The organism is Sinorhizobium fredii (assembly GCF_002944405.1).
Classification (GTDB): Bacteria; Pseudomonadota; Alphaproteobacteria; order Rhizobiales; family Rhizobiaceae; genus Sinorhizobium; species Sinorhizobium fredii_C.
Window position 1 is genome coordinate 451719 of record NZ_CP024309.1, and the last position, 16854, is coordinate 468572.

A 16854-nucleotide genomic window follows, 5' to 3' on the forward strand; every position below is an offset into this window, starting at 1 on the left:
ATCTTCCGCCGCCGGTCGCCCCGGCGGCGGTTTCTTTTCCACATCATCAAAACTCAAAGGAGGATGCGCAAATGTCCGCGTCTCTGATCTATGACCTCGCCCCGGTTGGTTCCATCGTCGCCTGGTCGGATGGCACCCCCCGACCGCCTGAGCGTTTCAGGAAAAAGCTCGCCGCGTGGAAGACCCGCAACAGCCAAGGCCGGCTGATCCGCAAGGTGGGCGAGCGCAGCGTCGGCGCCACCAGCCTTTCGCCAAATTTTACGCTTCACGAGGGCGATCTCGGCGCAAATGGCGTCATCGCCATCCGCATTCACCGCACCTTTTCGCTCGATAGCGACCTGGCATTCAAGGTCGTTGAGCGGCCTGTGCTCGGAGCTGTTCGCGTCTTCGATCGGGCCGGCTCGTGCGCCGAACTCGTCCACCTCGCCTTCAATAGGCAAGCGGCCGAGAAATGGCTCTCCGGACATGGCTATCCCAACGCCGTCTTCGAGGAGGTGACCGCCGACGAGATTGCCGCGGATCATATCGAGGGGAGGGCCGCGGCATGAGCACGGTGCGCTCGTTGCCCACTGAGGTCTCCACCGCTGAAAATATAGGGGTGGAATTCGGCCGAGCCGCCGACGGCATGACTGTCGCGCGTATCGGCGATCTCGTCTTCGCAATGGTTCCCGCCAGTGACGGCCGTTATTTTCTCGCGAGTGCGTGGCGCGTGTCGCGGCCGCTCGCCGCGCTGAAACACGAGGATTTCTATTCCCATCATGGCTCGGTCGCGGACGAAGCGGCCTTTCGCGACCGCATGATCGAACAGGCGGACCATTGCCGCGAGTTGGGGCTGCTTTCCCGCAAAAGCGTCCGGGTGACCTGCAGCACGCCCTGGGGTCCGTCGCAAGGCGCCACCGTCTACGCCGATGGTATCGTCTCCCACATGACGGCCGGCCATGGCGGCTTCCAACTCTCCTCCGCTCGCAATGCCAAGGTTCACCCGACGCTCATGGCAGGGGGCGGCTGGTACGAGGAGGATGCCGCCTGGGCGATCGTTGCACTTACCTTTCCGGACTTGTTCACGGCCTACGAACGCAAGTGCGCCGACAAGACGGTCCGCGACAGATGGCCGGATGCCTGGGAAGCGATCTTCGGTCGATCGCTCGCACCCGGTGAATCTTACGAGAAGGACGCCCAGGCGTTCGCACGCGAGCATGTCGAGGACTGGATCGTCATCTCAGCGCTGCGGTCGGAGCGTCATCCCGGCATGACGGAGGTGATCGCCACGGTCGGCGGCAAGCGCGGCGACCACGTGGACGAGCGCCGCTTCCTTGTGCCGAGCGACGAGTATGCGGTCGGCCGGTTCGGTTTCGTCATCGATGAGGCGAAGCATGCCGCCTATGACGGCCCCTCCAGCTTCGCCGGTTGGCGTGGGAGGGCGGCGTAATGGCCAATTCCGAACGACGGGCTGGCGAGCTTGCCAGAATGAAAGCGGCGCGGCGAAAGACACAGCACCAGCTCGATCTCATCGACCGGCAGATCACGCGGCGCATGACAGCGCTCATTCCGCTGCTCGGCCGGCGCCAGGCTGGCTACCGCCGCGGCAAGCCGCAGGAGCCGGGTGCCTTCCTCGAACACTACCGCGCGAACCTGGCAGCTCTGACGGCTGAGCGCCAGCCTGAGGTCGACGCTCTTAGCCGGAAACTTGCCCGGCAGGACGCGGCAATCACGGCATTTCGGGTGCGGGTGGAGTCCGATGGTGCACCCGTCGCAACAGCCCGGAGGGCGTTGCCATGAGCACGATCGGGGACCTGGAGCGAAGAGCCGGTATCGGCACATCGCCAGCCGAGCGAACCGCGTTCCGGCGGCAGTTCCACCACCTCGAAGGGGAAGCCTTTCTGAACGCCGGCGCCGCCGAGCTCAGGCGCCTGATCGCTGCCAGGGAAGTAGAGTCGGATGCCCGGGCAAAGACGCGTGTTGCCCGTTGTCGCCGTGAAGTAATGCCGCCCCTGACGGCGGAACAGCAAGCGGCGCTTGAGGCCTACGCCGCCAGGCATGGCCGCCGCTGGAAATCGATCCTCAGCAACGCCTGGATGGGCGGTCCACAGCATGATGACGGCGGTCTGCTGCGCGGCCTTCGCAACTCGCACGCTCCGACCTGGCTGCAATCATACCGGTTGCGCAATCCGGCCAGGCGATAGCCCGAGCGTGTCCAGCGGGTGGAGAAGACCGGGTTTGGCGGGAGCGCCTCTCGTTCATTCGCGGACGTCATCTTCCTCCCCACGCCGGATTGCCCTTCGGTTTTGCTGCGGTCTGGACCGGCGGCCGTGCGCTTCAAGGCCGCTGTCGCGCCGCGGTGCGGCCGGACCCCGCCGTCCTTCTCGGAGCCGGCTCGCGTGCTCCGTCGAGGGCAGCTTGCCCTCAACGCACGCAAGCCGGCTCCGCTCGTCCAGGTGGGGCCGGACCCTGAGCCGCCCGTCTTTCCGCCGGTTTGGGGTGACCGCACCGAAGGGCAAGCCGGCATGGGTCGGAGCCACTCCGGACGACCTCGAAAGGAAACGAACATGGCCAAACCCGCATCCTCCTCCCGCCAATCCGCACGCATCGTGCAATTGCGCAAGGGCGCCACCGTCGAAATGGTCAGGCTCACCTGCCCCGACGCCAGCCAGGCGCTGAAGATCGCCGAGAGCTTCGGGACCGCCGTCATCGACAGCGACGGCATCCGCGACCTGCATGAGCGGCTTGTCATCGAGACAGCCGACGCGCTCGGCGACGGCCTTGGCGACAAGGCCATGCAGATCCACCTGCAACGGATCGTCGGCGCCTACGTCGGCTCCGCTCACGGCGCCGGCCAGTTCTACAGCCGCGCCGTCACCGAGGCACGCGATGCTACCGCCAAGGCCGCCAACGATGCCCGGGACGAGGACCTCGACGGTCCCGTCGGCTATGACAGCGCCGCCCAGCGCAAGCGGGAGTTTGCCGCCGACATGGGCATACAGGCCCATTCGCTCAGAATGGCGGCCGAAGGCGCCGTCGCTGCCTATGCCCAGGTAATAGGCGAGACCTGGAAGCCTTTCGACAGGCTGGTCGAGCAGCCGGGCCACGCACTCAATCGCAAGGCTGCCGAAGCGCAGATCTCCGCCTTCGACTAGGGCATTTAGCGGGGCTCCGGCCCCGCCTTCTCGATTAACTCGACTTCGGCTGGTTCCATGGCGGGACCGGCCCTTTTCGTGTCGCGGACGCGGCAACGAGCAAAGGGAAAAGAAGCCGATGGCGCGCTCAGCGCAGCCCGTTCCTTCGGCGGGCCTGCAGGAGCTGCCGACGGACGCAACGGCTTTGCCGTCCTCCACTTCGTTGCGGCCGTTCCGGTGCATCCGCCGGCTGACTTGCTCCTGCCCTCGTCCCTCCGCAACGGGCCGCGACGGGCGCGGCCCCGAAACGGAGGTTTGGATATGAGCAACACAGAAAATCAGTGGGTCGATCTCTACAGCCGCATCACCGACAAGATCATCGAAGATCTGGCGAAAGGCGTGCGGCCCTGGATGAAGCCATGGAATTCGGCGAACACGGCAGGCCGCATTACCCGGCCGCTGCGCTATAACGGTCAACCCTATTCTGGCGTCAACGTGCTGCTTTTATGGTCTGAGGGTATTGCACGGGGATATACGTCATCCACATGGATGACGTTCAAGCAGTCCCTCGAATTGGGCGCCGCGGTGCGCAAAGGGGAGACGGGCACGATCGTCGTCTTCGCCAGCCGTTTCACCAAGTCCGAAACCGACGGGAACGGCGGCGAGGTCGAGCGGGAAATCCCCTTTTTGAAGGCGTACAGCGTCTTCAATGTCGAACAGATCGACGGGCTTCCCGACCAGTATCATCACCGGCAGGCGCCGGTTCTCGATCCAGTCGAGCGCATCGAGCATGCCGATCGGTTCTTCCGCAACACCGGTGCTTCTGTTCGCCACGGCGGCAACCAGGCCTTCTTCTCGCCGGCCGCCGATCTCATTCAGATGCCGCTGTTCGAGAGCTTCAAGGACGCTGCAAGCTACTACGCGACCCTGAGTCACGAGGTCACCCATTGGACGGCGCCGGACAACCGTGTGGGCCGCGACCTCAGCCGCTACGCGAAAGACCAGACTGAGCGTGCTCGCGAGGAATTGATTGCCGAACTCGGCAGCTGCTTCCTTTGCGCCGACCTTGGAATTGTTCCCGAGCTCGAGCCCCGCCCCGATCACGCGTCCTACCTCAGCTCCTGGCTGAAGGTCCTGGCCGACGACAGACGGGCGATTTTCCAGGCGGCAGCGCATGCGCAACGGGCCGTAACGTTCCTGCATTCGCTGCAGCCCGACGCAGCCGACGAGCGGCTCGCTGCGTAATGACTTGTCAGCGCCGGTCGTTGGTCTCGCCAGCGGCCGGCAACTCTCGGCCGTCGGTCGCGGTGGGTGTGTCACGATCAGTCGCAAGGTCCAGTTTGCCCCAGATCGAGGTTTTCCGGTCGATCGGCTTGAGCTTCCGGGACGGCTTGGTTTCGACGATAAACGGCTCTGTCTGCTGACGCATAGATCCCCAGGCGACGAATCGCGAGGCGCGACGATAGCGCGGAGGATGGGCAATGCAACGCCCCACGCTCGGTGGTTCAGCGAGGTTTGGGTTTGGCATGTGGTCAGGACAGCGGACCGATCATTGCAGCGTTCGGGGAGCAGTCGAGGGACGGGCCGCCATTACCATATCCCTTCGACCACTGCGCCAGGCCACGACCTTCGCGGGCTCGATGAGGCATGTCTGATCGAAGACCGGCTTCGCCTCGATCGTCTTCCCGCAACGGCCTTCCAAAACTTTCTTCCCCTGAGCGCGATGCGCTCATTCCTCGCGGAACAATAAAGTTTCTCCGGGCCGCCCTCCATTTCATTCCGGCCTTTCAGGTGCAGTCCGATCGTCCCCGATCCTTGCGACAGCCATCGAGGCCGCGATGGGCGCGGCCCGAAACAGCAAAGGAATACGACAATGGCAACCATCGGCACCTTCACCACCTCCGAAACCGGCTTCAACGGCTCGATCCGCACGCTCGCCCTCAACGTCAAGGCCCGCATCGCCCGCATCGAAAACCCCTCCGACAAGGGCCCGCACTTCCGCATCTACGCAGGCAATGTCGAGCTGGGTGCGGCCTGGCAGAAGCGCTCCGAGCAGGACCGTGATTACCTCTCGGTCAAGCTCGACGACCCGAGCTTCCCCGCGCCGATCTACGCAACGCTCACCGAAGTCGAAGGCGAGGACGGCTACCAGCTGATCTGGTCCCGCCCCAACCGGGACTGAGACCCGGACAAGGCCCCGCCCGCAAGGCGGGGCCACTTGGTGCAAGGACAAGCCGGAAGCAGGATCGAGCCTGCCGCCGGCTTTTTCGGTGCGATGCGGAGAGGGACTATTGTCTGCTCAGATGAGGTTATTGTGTCGGGAGCAAATGCCGGCGTCAAAGGACGCGCGGTTCCCCCAATTTTGCCTCCGCTTCGTACCTGCGCTCCAACAAAATCGGCTCCCCCACGCGCCGGCTCCGCCGGTCGCTTCCGCGTTCCTTGACCCGCGTCATCTCTTCCCGCCCTGCGGCCTCGTCTTTCACGAACTCAAGGAGATGAGACGATGACCATCGAACAGCACATCGAAGAATTGCGGGCCGAGCTCAAGAGCGCCTGCGATACCGTCGAGCGCCGCCAGATCCAGGCCGAGCTTGAGCTGGCCCAAGCTGACCTGGCCGTGATGCTTGCCGAACAGGACGGTGCGATCGAGACCGGGCCGCCCTTCTGAGGCGGCACCTTTTTGAGCCGGTCCGCCGGATCCACCGGGGTCACGGCTGTCAGGGTTTCCCCCCCCCGACCCTGTCCTCCGGCTGCTCGCCTGCGTAAAGGACGGCGCGGCCCAGCGGCGCCGATGAGGCATCATGGCCCGCTCCGGCGAGTCTCTCATGTTGGCGCGGAGGCGCGCGGACGATAGCCGCGTTTTCGCTTCCGTCGCAGCAGATCGAGAAACAGTTCGACGGCTTCCTCTTCCCGCCCGAAATGATGGATCATTGTCTGACCCTTTGCGCCAATGCGACCCCACGTCCTGAGCAGGCAGATATCCCCGAACAGGTTCGGCTCGATCGACATGGCGTAGTAGCGCGCCATGTTCCTTGCCGCATCCGTGCGTTCCACATAGAGGTGATAGGGCTGCGAGATCATGAGATCAGAATCGCCGATCCCGGGAATCACGTCCAACGACAGTTATGAATCGTTCGGCAAGGATCGATTCACATCAGTGATAATAAGCGAGGCCTTCCGCAGGGATTTGAGCAAAACGCCTGCGGCGCACGCCCCATTCGCTCGCCAAACCCGCGAGAGCAGTTTTGGCCATCCGAGTGACGATTGTCTCGCGACATCTTAGCCGCACCACCCGTGTCTTGCGCCATCCCAGCGCCTCGCGAGGCCTTCATCGATGAGACTGTCTCCTAGTGAGCGCCCTCCTCGCGTGACGGTACGGAGCTTGCGGCCGTATTTGTCCTCGTCGCTCCAACCGGCCGATAGCGAGAATTTTCCGGCATTGAGCAGCGCCAGCAGGCGTGCCTTCGCCGCCTCGCCTTTGATCCGTTCCGCCTCGCAGCGCGGCGGGCTGAGTTCCGGCGTGTCGATATCCGCGATGCGGATCTTCTCCCCCTTGAACCAGAACGTGTCGCCATCGACGACGCAGTTCTTTCGCGTGCTATCGCCGCAGAATGAAAACGCGGCCGCCGACGTATCCGTCGGAGGCATGTAGGTGAGAGCGAGGACACCCGAGAGATCGCCAGCCCCGCCGAAGGCAAGCCATCCTCCCGCAGCAATGATGATGGCTAAGATGACCGCTGTCCGCGATGTGTGCCGGCCTTTCTTTCCCGATCGGGGCCATTTTCCCTGTGGGCGATTTCGATCTTTCCTGCCGCCGGACTTCCGCGCGCTTCTGATCGGAACCACATTCGATTTCGCCACTTGCCCGTCCTCTTCAGTTTGGCTCAACCTATCTTGGACTCGGTTTCATCTGTCTTCACGGACATGCCGAGCTTCGGGTGGTGTGCGAGGAGCGGGGCGCAGTCGGTCCCGCCTCCCTTCGGGCCACTTTGTTGAGGCTCCTGCGGCTGCGCTGTTCCCACTCCTCGCACGACGAGAATTCCCGAAATCCCGCCCTTAGGCGGCCGCTATGCTGATTTCTCCGATGCTCTTCATCTCTCCGGATCGACCTTGCTCGTTGCACTGCGCGTCGGCCGATCAGGCAAGCTCGCTGCGTGTTTCTCGGCTTCGGAAAACCGGTTCTTGCCCACGCACCCCTTCATATCGTCACGACGGAACCAGATCGCGCGTCCGCAGCGTAACGGTGCATTTCCAGCGGTGAAAACGATCTGTTCGTCGGCACGCATGCGCAGCACCTCATGCGGCTGGATCAGCGGTCGAGCTGCAAGTTGCTTCGATCGTGTGCGCGATGACCCTTTCGACTGGACACTGCGGCTGACCTGGTCGATCTCCACCGTCGTTGTGCCGCAACGGCGGGAAATGTATTCCGCAGTCTCCGGATCGTTGATCGCGGCGAAGGAAATCCAGCTGGCGCTCTCGAACCACTTGCTGGCGGCTTCCCGGCCGCCATAGGTCTCGCGCATCTGACCGATCGACTGGTAGATCATGGTCAGCGTGATCCCATACTTACGGCCGGCGTCCCGGGCGGTCTCCAGGATCCGCATGTAACCAAGGCGCGCCACCTCATCCAGGATGAAGAGTGCCCTCCCCTGCATCGCCCCATTGCGGTTGTAGATCGCGTTCAGAAACGAGCCGATGATGACGCGTGCCAGGCCCGAATGCGTCTCCAGTGTCTTGAGATCGACGTTGATGAAGACGTCCGTCTTTCCTCCGGCAAGATCAATCGTCGTGAAGGTCGTTCCCGAAACCAGGGCGGCGTAGTTCGGGTAGGACAGCCAGTGCGTTTCCTTCACCGCATTGGCATAGACCCCCGAAAAGGTTTCCGGCGTCATGTTGACGAAGGCAGCGACATTTTCCTTCACGAAATCCGAGTCCGAATTTTCGTAGATCGACTGCAGGCGTTGGCGCAACTTGGGTTCCGGCTCGGAGAGATTTTTTCGCACCTGCCGGAGCGTCTGGTCGTTTTCCTTCGTGTGTCCGGAGAGACAAACGTCGGCCATGAGCGCTGTCAGCAGTTGCAGAGCCGAGCCGCGAAAGAAGTCATCGCGAACGCCACGTGCGCCACCGCTGTCGCTCATGATCCACGAAGCAACGGAGGCGATATCCTCCTCTTTCGTTCCGCCGAAGCGGCCGATCCAGTCGAGCGCGTTGAAACCGATCTCGGAGTGTTTCGGATCGAGAACGAAGACGTCGCGGTTGGCGTCCCCACGGTGCTTCGAAACCATCGGCGCTACTTCGTTTGACGGATCGAGGACGACGAGCGCGCCGCCCCATTTGAGTGCCGTCGGGATCGTGACTGACGTCGTCTTGAAGCCACCGGAGCCGGCGAAGACGATTCCGTGCGACGAGCCGAACGAGCCGTCGAAGCAAAGCAGGGGCGACGTGCCGCCCGCTCCCCACGTCTCGGCGCTGTCGGCGCGAAACGATTGTCCAGCGACGCTGTCCCTGTCGACACGGTAGCGCTCGCCAATGACGATGCCGCCGCTCTCGGGAAACAGCGTTCCGGCTTGTGACAGCTTCATCCAGTCGGCCTCGCCGTGCAGAGCCCGCTTGCCGTAGATGCGTTTCGGTTCGGCTCTGGCGAAAGCGCCGTTGCCGCCAATCGCTACCTGAATGCCGAACAGCGCCGACATCAGCGCGATGGTGGCCCCGATCGCAGTCGCGGGATCAAGATAGTTGAATATGGACTTGCCGGCCGGGACCTGTTCGGCGAATGCGGAGAGCCTCATTGTCTCGCGTATGGCTGCGATGAAGAGCGCCCCTATCGCACCCGCGACGACGCCCCATCCGATCGTCCTGATCCTCATCGAGCCCGCGCTCGCGAGCAGGAAGGAGATACCGACGAGCGACACGACGATATAGGGCAAAGTGATGCCGGCACGGCCGAGCATCCGCCGTGCGGCATCCGTCTTGCCGAATTCGGAAAGCCATTGTTCGATCCCGCTCATGCCCGTGGCCGAGAGGATCATCAACACGCAGGGTGCAAGGAAAAGCAGGATCCTAGTCATTGGCCTCACCGAAGGCCTCTGCACCGATCGCCATTAGCCGGGAGCGCTCCTGCTCGTCTTCCTTCAGCCGACGCCTGGCATCGATAAGGAGCCCAAGCAGCAGCGCCCGCTTCTCGTAGCGTAGCCCCGCCTTGACGATCAGTCCGCCGAGTTCGATTTTTTCGCGCGTATCCTTCTTGCGGGTATCGGATGTCGTGGTTCTTCGCATCCGCTCAAGCCTCGCCAGCCCTGCCCTGAGCCGCGCCAGCCGCGTTCTGCGGGGATGGCGTGCTGCTCTCTCCGGCGCCGGCCACCCTATTCCGTCCGGGCGAACGGGCCTCGCCTCCGCGAAAGCGTTTCGCCACATCCTCAAATGCCGCCTGCAGTTCACCTTCCTCGATCTCGATCTCGCCGAACCCGGCCTTGAGCGCGATCCGGCCGATGCGCTCGGCCTCGCGGGTCTCGGCTAGCTTGAGCTGCTCCTGGAGCTTGGCGATTTCGTCGCGAATTCTAAAAGCTGGTTTTTTCATTTCGACGGTCTCCTTTGGGCGCGAAAGCCTGTCTTTCGAACCCAATCTTCCGGAGGTGAGTGCGGAACGCACTACTGTGAATCATACAATCGCCAACGGCGATGCTTTCGCGAATGATCCCGGCCGCTCGGCGAGAGCGGCATCCAAGGGCGCAATTATACGTCGCTGGCGCGACGTTCTTCTTGAGGCCTGGCGGGGCCGATCTCGCTGTCGAACACGTTGATTCGGCTCGTAATCGGGAAAAATTGCGCCATGGCCGTCCCTCATTTCTCTGTCAGCATCGTCGCTCGCGGCTCCGGCCGCAGCGCCGTGCTTTCGGCGGCTTATCGGCATTGCGCCAAAATGGGCTTCGAACGGGAAGCCCGGACGATCGACTACACCCGCAAGCAGGGGCTCTTGCACGAAGAGTTCGTCGTTCCGGCCGATGCACCGGAGTGGCTGCGGGCGATGATCGCCGATCACTTGGTGTCTGGCGCGTCCGAAGCCTTCTGGAACAAAGTCGAGGGGTTCGAGAAACGCGCCGATGCGCAACTCGCCAAAGACATAACGATCGCGCTCCCAATCGACCTTTCGACGGAGCAGAACATCATGCTGATACGGGATTTCATCGACCGCCACGTCACCTCGAAAGGTATGGTTGCCGACTGGGTCTATCACGATGCACCCGGCAACCCGCATGTGCACCTGATGACGACGCTGCGACCTCTTACCGAAGATGGATTCGGCGCTAAGAAAATTGCAGTCCTCGGGCCCGACGGCACTCCGATCCGCAACAATTCCGGCAAGATCCTCTACGAGCTTTGGGCCGGCAGCGCCGCCGACTTCAATGCCTTTCGCGATGGCTGGTTCGCCTGCCAGAACAAGCATCTGTCACTTGCCGGCCTCGATATACGAATCGACGGCCGGTCCTTCGAGAAGCAGGGAATCGAGCTCACGCCGACCATTCATCTGGGCGTCGGGGCCAAGGCGATCGAGCGGAAGTCAGCGGAAGCCGGCCGGGACATTTCGCTGGAACGGCTGGAGCTGCAGGAAGAGCGTCGAGCCGAAAACGCCGGCCGCATCCAGCGACATCCGGAGATCGTTCTCGACCTGATCACCCGGGAGAAAAGCGTCTTCGACGAGCGCGATGTCGCCAAGATCCTGCACCGCTATTTCGACGATGCCGGCCGGTTCCTCAGCCTGATGGCGAGAATCCTGCAGAGCCCGGAAACGCTCCGCCTCGAGCGCGAACGCATTGATTTTGCGAGCGGGCTTCGTGCACCGGCGAAATACACGACGAGGGAGCTGATCCGGCTCGAAGCCGAGATGGCCGACCGGGCAAACTGGCTCTCTCTACAATCGTCCCATGGTATTCGAGACGCCGTGCTGGAGGCGACTTTTGCGCGTCACACTCGTTTGTCGGAAGAGCAGAAGGCCGCTATCGCTCACGTTGTTGCGGGAGAAAGGATCGCCGCTGTGATCGGCCGTGCCGGCGCCGGCAAGACGACGATGATGAAGGCGGCCCGCGAGGCCTGGGAGGCCGCCGGCTACCGCGTTGTAGGTGGCGCGCTTGCCGGCAAAGCCGCCGAGGGCCTGGAAAAGGAAGCTGGCATTCTGTCCCGCACGCTATCGTCATGGGAGCTTCGCTGGAGCGAGGGCCGTGATCTGATCGACGACAGGACCGTCTTCGTGCTTGATGAGGCCGGAATGGTCTCGTCCAGACAGATGGCGCTGTTCGTCGAAACGGCAACCAAGGCCAGCGCAAAGCTCGTGCTCATCGGCGATCCGCAACAGCTCCAACCGATTGAGGCCGGAGCCGCGTTCCGCGCCATTGCCGATCGTATCGGTTATGCCGAGCTCGGAACCATCTATCGCCAACGCGAGCGGTGGATGCGCGACGCCTCGCTTGATTTGGCACGTGGGAATGTCGGCAAAGCGATCGAGGCCTATGGCGCACATGGACACGTCAGTGGCTCTGAGCTCAAGACCGAGGCAATGCAGGCGCTGATCACCGATTGGAACCGCGACTACGATCCAGCCAGAACTTCGCTGATCCTCGCTCATCTTCGTCGCGACGTTCGCATGCTCAACGAAATGGCGCGCGCAAAGCTCGTCGAGCGCGGCATCGTCGACGAGGGATTTGCCTTCAGGACTGAGGACGGAAGCCGCAAGTTCGCCACCGGCGACCAGATTGTCTTCAAGAAGAACGAGGGCGCGCTCGGGGTCAAGAACGGCATGTTGGCGAAGGTAGTCGACGCAGCGCCCGGCCGCATCGTTGCTGAAGTCGGAGAAGCCGAACACCGGCGGCGGGTTACGGTCGAGAGCCGCTTCTACAATAACGTCGATCTCGGCTATGCCACCACGATTCACAAGAGCCAGGGTGTCACCGTCGATCGGGTCAAGGTGCTGGCGTCCTTGTCGCTCGACCGCCATCTTGCTTACGTCGCCATGACACGTCATCGCGAGGATCTTGCCATTTATTACGGCCGTCGGTCTTTCGCCAAGGCCGGCGGCCTGATTCCGATCCTGTCGCGGAAAAACGCCAAGGAAACCACGCTCGATTATGCGAACGGCCGCTTGTACCGCCAGGCGCTCCGCTTTGCCAGGGCTCGGGGTTTCCACCTCGTCAGCGTCGCCCGAACGCTCGTCCGCGATCGGCTCGAATGGACAGTCCGCCAGAAATCGAGGTTCGCCGAGCTCGGCGCACGTCTCTCAGCGATCGCCGGCAAGCTCAGTTTGTCTGCTGCCGCAGCCGGGACCTCTCAACCGCGCACCGTCAAGGAGTTGAAACCCATGGTCTCCGGCATCACCACCTTCGCGAAATCTCTCGAGCAGGTTGTCGAGGACAGGCTTGCCGCCGATCCCGGCTTGATGAAGCAATGGCAGGAAGTCTCGGCACGTTTCCATCTTGTCTATGCCCAGCCGGAAGCGGCGTTCAAAGCCGCCGATGTCGACGCGATGCTGAAGGACGGAGCTGCCGCAAAAACCACGATATCCAGGATCGGTTCGGAGCCCAAAGCCTTTGGCCCGCTGAAGGGCAAGACCGGCATGCTAGTTAGCCGCGCGGAGAAGCAGACCCGTGAAACAGCCATCGCCAACGCTCCCGCACTGGCGCGGAATCTCGAACGCTATCTGCGTCAACGGACCGTGGCGGCACGCAAGTATGTAATCGAAGAACGCGCCATGCGACTGAAGGTGGCATTCCACATCCCGGCTCTGTCGCCGGCGGCAAAGCAGACGCTCGAGCGCGTCCGAGACGCCATCGACCGAAACGATCTTCCCGCAGGGCTCGAATACGCGCTTGCCGACAAGATGGTGAAAGCGGAGCTCGAAGGATTTTCCAGAGCCGTTTCGGAGCGTTTCGGCGAACGGACCTTCTTGCCCCTTGCCGCCAAGGACACGGGCGGACAGGCGTTCCAGTCTGTGAGCGACGGCATGTCGGAAGCGCAGAAGGCGGAGTTGCAATCCGCCTGGAATTCGATGCGTACGGTGCAGCAACTTGCAGCCCATGAGCGCGCCGCCGAGGCGCTGAAGCAGGCGGAAACGATGCGCCAGACGAAGAGCCAGGGACTCTCCCTGAAATGAGGGCTGGAGCTGAAAAACGCCTACCGATTATCCCGCGACGGAGGCTAACGGCTAGCATTCTGTCGGTGGCCGCGGCCGTCATCGTCCTTATCGCAGTAGCTGGCTTCCTGGGCGGCTATCGGATCAACCAGACTCCGAGCGAGGCTCTCGGTCTCTGGCGCATTGTTCCGCTACATCGTCCGCCGGGCGTCGGAGATTTGATGTTTGTCTGCCCAGCCGGGACGGCCGCCATGCCCGAGGCGAGAGCGCGGGGATATCTCCGCTCCGGTCTTTGCCCGGGCCGTGTCGCGCCGCTCATCAAGACAGTCGTCGCCGTCGCTGGGCAGCATGTCGAAATCGGCGCCGAGGTGACGATCGATGGGCGCGCGCTTCCTTCCTCCGCTCTGGCAGAGCATGACGGAAAAGGTCGGCCGCTGAGGCCTTTCCCAAGCGGCGTCGTGCCAGACGGACACGTCTTCCTGCATTCCTCGTTCGTCGGCTCCTACGATTCCCGCTACTTCGGGCCTCTCCCGGCTTCCGGCGTTCTCGGTCTGGCGCAGGAGGTGCTGACCTATGCGCCGTGATTGGCTCCGGCCAACGCTGCTCATCATCGCGTCGGTCATCGCCGGTACGGTAGCATGGAACGGCCATGTCTTGCTGCTGCCGATCGCGCTGGGATTCCCCGTCCTGTGGTCGCTGGCGCGAACGAGGTCCGCGGCAACACTCGTTTCGATCGGGTACTTCCTGGCGGCGTCGCGTGGCCTGCCGCAAGGTGTGGCAACTTTCTATGCCTCGGATCTCTGGCCGGGCCTGCTGCTGTGGCTAAGTGCCTCCGCTAGCTTTGTCTCGTTACACGCGCTGCTTTGGACGAAGGATACCGGCAGCCTGCCCTACCGCTATGTCCAGGCGGCCGTCCTTATGACGGTTCCGCCTCTCGGTATTACCGGCTGGGCTCATCCCGTCACGGCTGCCGGCGTGCTTTTTCCGGGATGGGGATGGTGGGGCCTGGCGGCGACGACAGCCGGCGTTGCGGGTCTCGTCTCACGCCTAAGGACGGCTGTTGGTATCGCCCTCGCAGGCTTCTGGCTCGGGTCCGCCGCGTTCTGGACGGATCCGACGCCACCGCAAGCGTGGCAGGGCGTCAATCTCGAACTGGGTGCTTCGCTTGGGCGGGACACCAGCATACAGCGTCACCGTGATCTGATTGCCAGAGTGAAGGATCGAGCAGCCGAGGACCTCCGCTACATTGCTCTTCCCGAGAGTACCTTGGGTTTCTGGACGCCGAGGATCGAGCGGCTGTGGACGCGGTCGCTGGAGGGGCGGGACATCACGATTCTCGCGGGTGCCGCGGTCGTCAACGCACGCGGATACGATAACGTGCTCATCGCGCTGTCTGCCCAGGGCGGTCAGATCCTCTACCGGGAACGTATGCCGGTGCCGGGCTCAATGTGGCAGCCGTGGCGAGCGCTTTTAGAGGAAAGCGGCGGGGCGCGGGCGCACTTCTTCGCAAACCCGATTCTCACTCTCGGAGCCACACGAGTCGCACCACTGATCTGCTATGAGCAACTGATCGTCTGGCCAATCCTTCAATCGATGCTTAGTGATCCGGATCTGATCGTGGCTGTCGGCAACGGCTGGTGGACAAAAGGGACGTCCATTGTCGCCATCCAGCGTGCCAGCACCGCGGCCTGGGCGAAGCTGTTCGCAAAACCGGTTGTTTTTTCCTTCAACACCTGATGGCGCCCTCAATACACGATGCCCAAGGAAACACCATGCTCGACGCTGCCCTGATCAAAGACTGTGCCCACCCTTCCCTGAAGCCGGCGATCGTTGAACAGTTCGTGACGGCGGCCGGATCGGCCGATCCCCTCTCCGTGACCGTCAGATCGGGTGGTCGATTGATCCTTGTCCCGCCGGCCAAATCAGCCGACGAAGCGTTGGAAATCGTGCGGCAATATGCGGGAAACGCGGTGGTCCGTGTCGGTCTGACGCAGTTTCCAGTTGGCGTGGGAGTCAAGGACCCGGCGGACCTCAATCGGGATTTGCTCGACGCTTGCCAAAACGTCCGCAAGGGCACGGCTATGTTCGCCAAGATCATCAGGATCGTTTCAAAGTGGTACGGCAATCCCACGCACGATAAAGCCTTCCTGCAGATCTTCGAAGACGCCGTCTACGCATGGAAAACGGGAGAGTTCGAGGGGGTGAGGGTGTTTCAAGCTCCCGATCCGGGAGGGAGCGTCACGATGGAAAATGTATCGCCGGTGCGTGCGGAAAACAAAAACAGCGACATCCACCCGGAAGAAGCTGCCACCGAACCGCCCGACGCCAGCAAGATTGGTTCAGCCGAGATGCGGATCGACCTATCGAGCATAGGCGGTAAATGACATTCTCGCGCGACGGAGACAGACGGGAATGTCCCGATTAAAAATGGTCATTCCGGCCGAGGCCTCCATTGCCAGACCTAAGTGGTTGACAAACCGCAAAACTGGGTGGGGAATTTCTCCCACTGCCCCACCTTTTCGGCAGGTGTGGCGTCTATTCCCGGTTACATCTCTGCGCCAGGTGCGGTTTAACCCGGCCGCTTTGTTTTGCCGGAACTAAATTAGAAAGCCTGCGTTTAGTACCGTCGCACACCAGCGACGTAAATGGCAGATGTAAATAAGGAAGCGGTGTTCTCTGTACGCCCTCAAAAATGCCGCTCCTGCCGCTCCCCTATCCGGGCGGCTTCCCAGTTCATGGCTTGTAACAAGGCAGTGTCCGTGTCGCGCGGGCACTGCCTTAGTCGTTGCAGCTCCCGCCGAAGCAAAGCGAGATGCGAAGCATGATGATATTCGATGATGACGTGGAGACAGCGCTAGCTTTCGCCTGCGAAGAACTCCGGATGACGCGGGAAGAGCTGATGCGCCTCCTCGTTCGCGAGTGGCTGGAGTCCTATGCTTACCTGCCCCTCAACGACTTGGATGAGGGCAGCGAGACTGCGGGAAGCGCGTAGGTGCCGCGGCCAAAGCCGAAACGTGTCTCACCGATTGTGCCCTAAGCTGCCACTTTTCCTGCGAAGCCGACGAATGCTATCATCCTTCTTCATCATGGATGGACTGGCCCTCATCGGAGTTCATCTGGCGTTGGCGGAGAGACACGTAGCTGACGGTGCTCGCCACGTGGTACTTCAGCGTGAAATCGTCGCCGATCTAGAGAGCGGCGGCCACAACACCGAACCGGCGCGTGAACTCCTTGCGGTCCTCGAGCAATCGCTTGCCTTTCATCTTTTCGATCGCGACCGGCTCATCAGAGAGAGAGAGAGAGAGAGAGAGAGAGAGAGAGAGAGAGAGCTGCCGGATGGCACCGACTCCGACACCGATGAACCTGTTTGAGTGCAGCACAGGTACGATCATACGGAGCGCTGCTGCCGTCCCTTCGTGGTGTCCGGAAGGGTTCACGAGGGTTACGATCTGGCCCCGGCGGGGTTGTTTCTATAAGGCGTACTCGTTCATTTCTTGTTCACGATTGCTACCGTAAAGTGTTGACAAGGCGCGGATGCGCGCCATTCGATCAAGCGGACGATTGCGTTCCTCGCCTCGACGACGGAAGCAAACGTTGCCAGCCTCTTCTTCCAAAATGGAC

At 62.3% G+C, this 16854-nt stretch carries 20 protein-coding genes; 14 read left to right on the forward strand and 6 right to left on the reverse strand.

The annotated features are described in order from the left end of the window. Positions 1-71 precede the first annotated feature (71 nt). From NXT3_RS23345 to NXT3_RS23370, 6 genes are all read left to right on the forward strand, one after another. Positions 72-548 carry a UCP036055 family protein gene (locus NXT3_RS23345; protein WP_104840620.1) on the forward strand — a complete coding sequence of 159 codons (477 nt, stop codon included), beginning with the start codon at positions 72-74 and terminating at the stop codon, positions 546-548. Further along, entirely contained in the window at positions 545-1429 is an 885-nt protein-coding gene (locus NXT3_RS23350) for a DUF7007 domain-containing protein (RefSeq protein ID WP_104840621.1), read from the forward strand. Before NXT3_RS23345 ends, NXT3_RS23350 begins: the two co-directional genes overlap by 4 nt. Continuing rightward, on the forward strand, positions 1429-1779 hold the full coding sequence (locus NXT3_RS23355) for a hypothetical protein (RefSeq protein ID WP_104840622.1): 351 nt from the start codon (positions 1429-1431) through the stop codon (positions 1777-1779). The genes NXT3_RS23350 and NXT3_RS23355 overlap by 1 nt, the downstream gene beginning before the upstream one ends. Beyond that, positions 1776-2183, forward strand: coding sequence for a hypothetical protein (locus NXT3_RS23360; protein WP_104840623.1), 408 nt, complete (start codon positions 1776-1778; stop codon positions 2181-2183). Before NXT3_RS23355 ends, NXT3_RS23360 begins: the two co-directional genes overlap by 4 nt. A gap of 363 nt (positions 2184-2546) precedes the next feature. Continuing rightward, on the forward strand, positions 2547-3134 hold the full coding sequence (locus NXT3_RS23365) for a hypothetical protein (RefSeq protein ID WP_104840624.1): 588 nt from the start codon (positions 2547-2549) through the stop codon (positions 3132-3134). A 300-nt stretch (positions 3135-3434) separates the two neighbouring features. Then, a complete protein-coding gene (locus NXT3_RS23370; RefSeq protein ID WP_199773379.1) occupies positions 3435-4358 on the forward strand; it encodes an ArdC family protein in 924 nt (307 codons plus the stop codon). Positions 4359-4365: 7 nt separating this feature from the next. Here the strand turns inward: NXT3_RS23370 and NXT3_RS32150 are convergent, their stop codons facing one another. Continuing rightward, positions 4366-4542, reverse strand: coding sequence for a hypothetical protein (locus NXT3_RS32150; RefSeq protein ID WP_199773380.1), 177 nt, complete (start codon positions 4540-4542; stop codon positions 4366-4368). Positions 4543-4986: 444 nt separating this feature from the next. On the opposite strand from NXT3_RS32150, the gene NXT3_RS23380 reads away from it, so the two are divergent. Together NXT3_RS23380 and NXT3_RS32155 are read left to right on the forward strand one after the other, a co-directional pair. Beyond that, positions 4987-5295, forward strand: coding sequence for a DUF736 domain-containing protein (locus NXT3_RS23380; RefSeq protein WP_015341939.1), 309 nt, complete (start codon positions 4987-4989; stop codon positions 5293-5295). 321 nt (positions 5296-5616) lie between these two features. Then, on the forward strand, positions 5617-5781 hold the full coding sequence (locus tag NXT3_RS32155) for a hypothetical protein (RefSeq protein ID WP_199773381.1): 165 nt from the start codon (positions 5617-5619) through the stop codon (positions 5779-5781). Between the two features lie 155 nt (positions 5782-5936). Here the strand turns inward: NXT3_RS32155 and NXT3_RS23385 are convergent, their stop codons facing one another. From NXT3_RS23385 to traC, 5 genes are all read right to left on the reverse strand, one after another. Further along, a complete protein-coding gene (locus NXT3_RS23385; RefSeq protein ID WP_104840699.1) occupies positions 5937-6194 on the reverse strand; it encodes a WGR domain-containing protein in 258 nt (85 codons plus the stop codon). Positions 6195-6392: 198 nt separating this feature from the next. Further along, a complete protein-coding gene (locus tag NXT3_RS23390; protein ID WP_423828011.1) occupies positions 6393-6836 on the reverse strand; it encodes a thermonuclease family protein in 444 nt (147 codons plus the stop codon). A 368-nt stretch (positions 6837-7204) separates the two neighbouring features. Continuing rightward, a complete protein-coding gene (traG, locus tag NXT3_RS23395; protein WP_104840626.1) occupies positions 7205-9181 on the reverse strand; it encodes a Ti-type conjugative transfer system protein TraG in 1977 nt (658 codons plus the stop codon). Then, positions 9174-9389 (reverse strand): type IV conjugative transfer system coupling protein TraD, encoded by a 216-nt coding sequence (gene traD / locus NXT3_RS23400; protein ID WP_104840627.1) that lies wholly within the window; start codon positions 9387-9389, stop codon positions 9174-9176. Before traD ends, traG begins: the two co-directional genes overlap by 8 nt. A gap of 4 nt (positions 9390-9393) precedes the next feature. Continuing rightward, on the reverse strand, positions 9394-9690 hold the full coding sequence (gene traC / locus NXT3_RS23405) for a conjugal transfer protein TraC (protein WP_104840700.1): 297 nt from the start codon (positions 9688-9690) through the stop codon (positions 9394-9396). Positions 9691-9942: 252 nt separating this feature from the next. Between traC and traA the strand changes: the two genes are divergently transcribed. The 6 genes from traA to NXT3_RS23435 all read left to right on the forward strand — a co-directional run bounded on the left by traA (position 9943) and on the right by NXT3_RS23435 (position 16604). Next, entirely contained in the window at positions 9943-13254 is a 3312-nt protein-coding gene (traA, locus tag NXT3_RS23410) for a Ti-type conjugative transfer relaxase TraA (protein WP_104840628.1), read from the forward strand. Continuing rightward, the gene (traF, locus tag NXT3_RS23415; RefSeq protein WP_104840629.1) at positions 13251-13817 is read left to right on the forward strand and encodes a conjugative transfer signal peptidase TraF; all 567 of its coding nucleotides are present in this window, start codon (positions 13251-13253) and stop codon (positions 13815-13817) included. Before traA ends, traF begins: the two co-directional genes overlap by 4 nt. After that, positions 13807-14970 carry a conjugal transfer protein TraB gene (locus NXT3_RS23420; RefSeq protein ID WP_104840630.1) on the forward strand — a complete coding sequence of 388 codons (1164 nt, stop codon included), beginning with the start codon at positions 13807-13809 and terminating at the stop codon, positions 14968-14970. Before traF ends, NXT3_RS23420 begins: the two co-directional genes overlap by 11 nt. A 35-nt stretch (positions 14971-15005) precedes the next feature. Continuing rightward, positions 15006-15617, forward strand: coding sequence for a TraH family protein (locus tag NXT3_RS23425; protein WP_104840631.1), 612 nt, complete (start codon positions 15006-15008; stop codon positions 15615-15617). Positions 15618-16054: 437 nt separating this feature from the next. Next, positions 16055-16225 carry a hypothetical protein gene (locus NXT3_RS23430; RefSeq protein ID WP_199773405.1) on the forward strand — a complete coding sequence of 57 codons (171 nt, stop codon included), beginning with the start codon at positions 16055-16057 and terminating at the stop codon, positions 16223-16225. Positions 16226-16298: 73 nt separating this feature from the next. Further along, complete coding sequence (locus tag NXT3_RS23435) at positions 16299-16604, forward strand: hypothetical protein (RefSeq protein WP_104840633.1); 306 nt, start codon at positions 16299-16301, stop codon at positions 16602-16604. The last annotated feature ends 250 nt before the right edge of the window (positions 16605-16854 follow it).

Excerpts from the sequence above, each read along its gene's own strand:
- NXT3_RS23345 (WP_104840620.1), top strand. The coding sequence starts at position 72 with ATGTCCGCGTCTCTGATCTATGACCTCGCCCCGGTTGGTTCCATCGTC.
- NXT3_RS23350 (WP_104840621.1), top strand. The coding sequence starts at position 545 with ATGAGCACGGTGCGCTCGTTGCCCACTGAGGTCTCCACCGCTGAAAAT.
- NXT3_RS23355 (WP_104840622.1), top strand. The coding sequence starts at position 1,429 with ATGGCCAATTCCGAACGACGGGCTGGCGAGCTTGCCAGAATGAAAGCG.
- NXT3_RS23360 (WP_104840623.1), top strand. The coding sequence starts at position 1,776 with ATGAGCACGATCGGGGACCTGGAGCGAAGAGCCGGTATCGGCACATCG.
- NXT3_RS23365 (WP_104840624.1), top strand. The coding sequence starts at position 2,547 with ATGGCCAAACCCGCATCCTCCTCCCGCCAATCCGCACGCATCGTGCAA.
- NXT3_RS23370 (WP_199773379.1), top strand. The coding sequence starts at position 3,435 with ATGAGCAACACAGAAAATCAGTGGGTCGATCTCTACAGCCGCATCACC.
- NXT3_RS32150 (WP_199773380.1), bottom strand. The coding sequence starts at position 4,542 with ATGCGTCAGCAGACAGAGCCGTTTATCGTCGAAACCAAGCCGTCCCGG.
- NXT3_RS23380 (WP_015341939.1), top strand. The coding sequence starts at position 4,987 with ATGGCAACCATCGGCACCTTCACCACCTCCGAAACCGGCTTCAACGGC.
- NXT3_RS32155 (WP_199773381.1), top strand. The coding sequence starts at position 5,617 with ATGACCATCGAACAGCACATCGAAGAATTGCGGGCCGAGCTCAAGAGC.
- NXT3_RS23385 (WP_104840699.1), bottom strand. The coding sequence starts at position 6,194 with ATGATCTCGCAGCCCTATCACCTCTATGTGGAACGCACGGATGCGGCA.
- traG (WP_104840626.1), bottom strand. The coding sequence starts at position 9,181 with ATGACTAGGATCCTGCTTTTCCTTGCACCCTGCGTGTTGATGATCCTC.
- traD (WP_104840627.1), bottom strand. The coding sequence starts at position 9,389 with ATGCGAAGAACCACGACATCCGATACCCGCAAGAAGGATACGCGCGAA.
- traC (WP_104840700.1), bottom strand. The coding sequence starts at position 9,690 with ATGAAAAAACCAGCTTTTAGAATTCGCGACGAAATCGCCAAGCTCCAG.
- traA (WP_104840628.1), top strand. The coding sequence starts at position 9,943 with ATGGCCGTCCCTCATTTCTCTGTCAGCATCGTCGCTCGCGGCTCCGGC.
- traF (WP_104840629.1), top strand. The coding sequence starts at position 13,251 with ATGAGGGCTGGAGCTGAAAAACGCCTACCGATTATCCCGCGACGGAGG.
- NXT3_RS23420 (WP_104840630.1), top strand. The coding sequence starts at position 13,807 with ATGCGCCGTGATTGGCTCCGGCCAACGCTGCTCATCATCGCGTCGGTC.
- NXT3_RS23425 (WP_104840631.1), top strand. The coding sequence starts at position 15,006 with ATGCTCGACGCTGCCCTGATCAAAGACTGTGCCCACCCTTCCCTGAAG.
- NXT3_RS23430 (WP_199773405.1), top strand. The coding sequence starts at position 16,055 with ATGATGATATTCGATGATGACGTGGAGACAGCGCTAGCTTTCGCCTGC.
- NXT3_RS23435 (WP_104840633.1), top strand. The coding sequence starts at position 16,299 with ATGCTATCATCCTTCTTCATCATGGATGGACTGGCCCTCATCGGAGTT.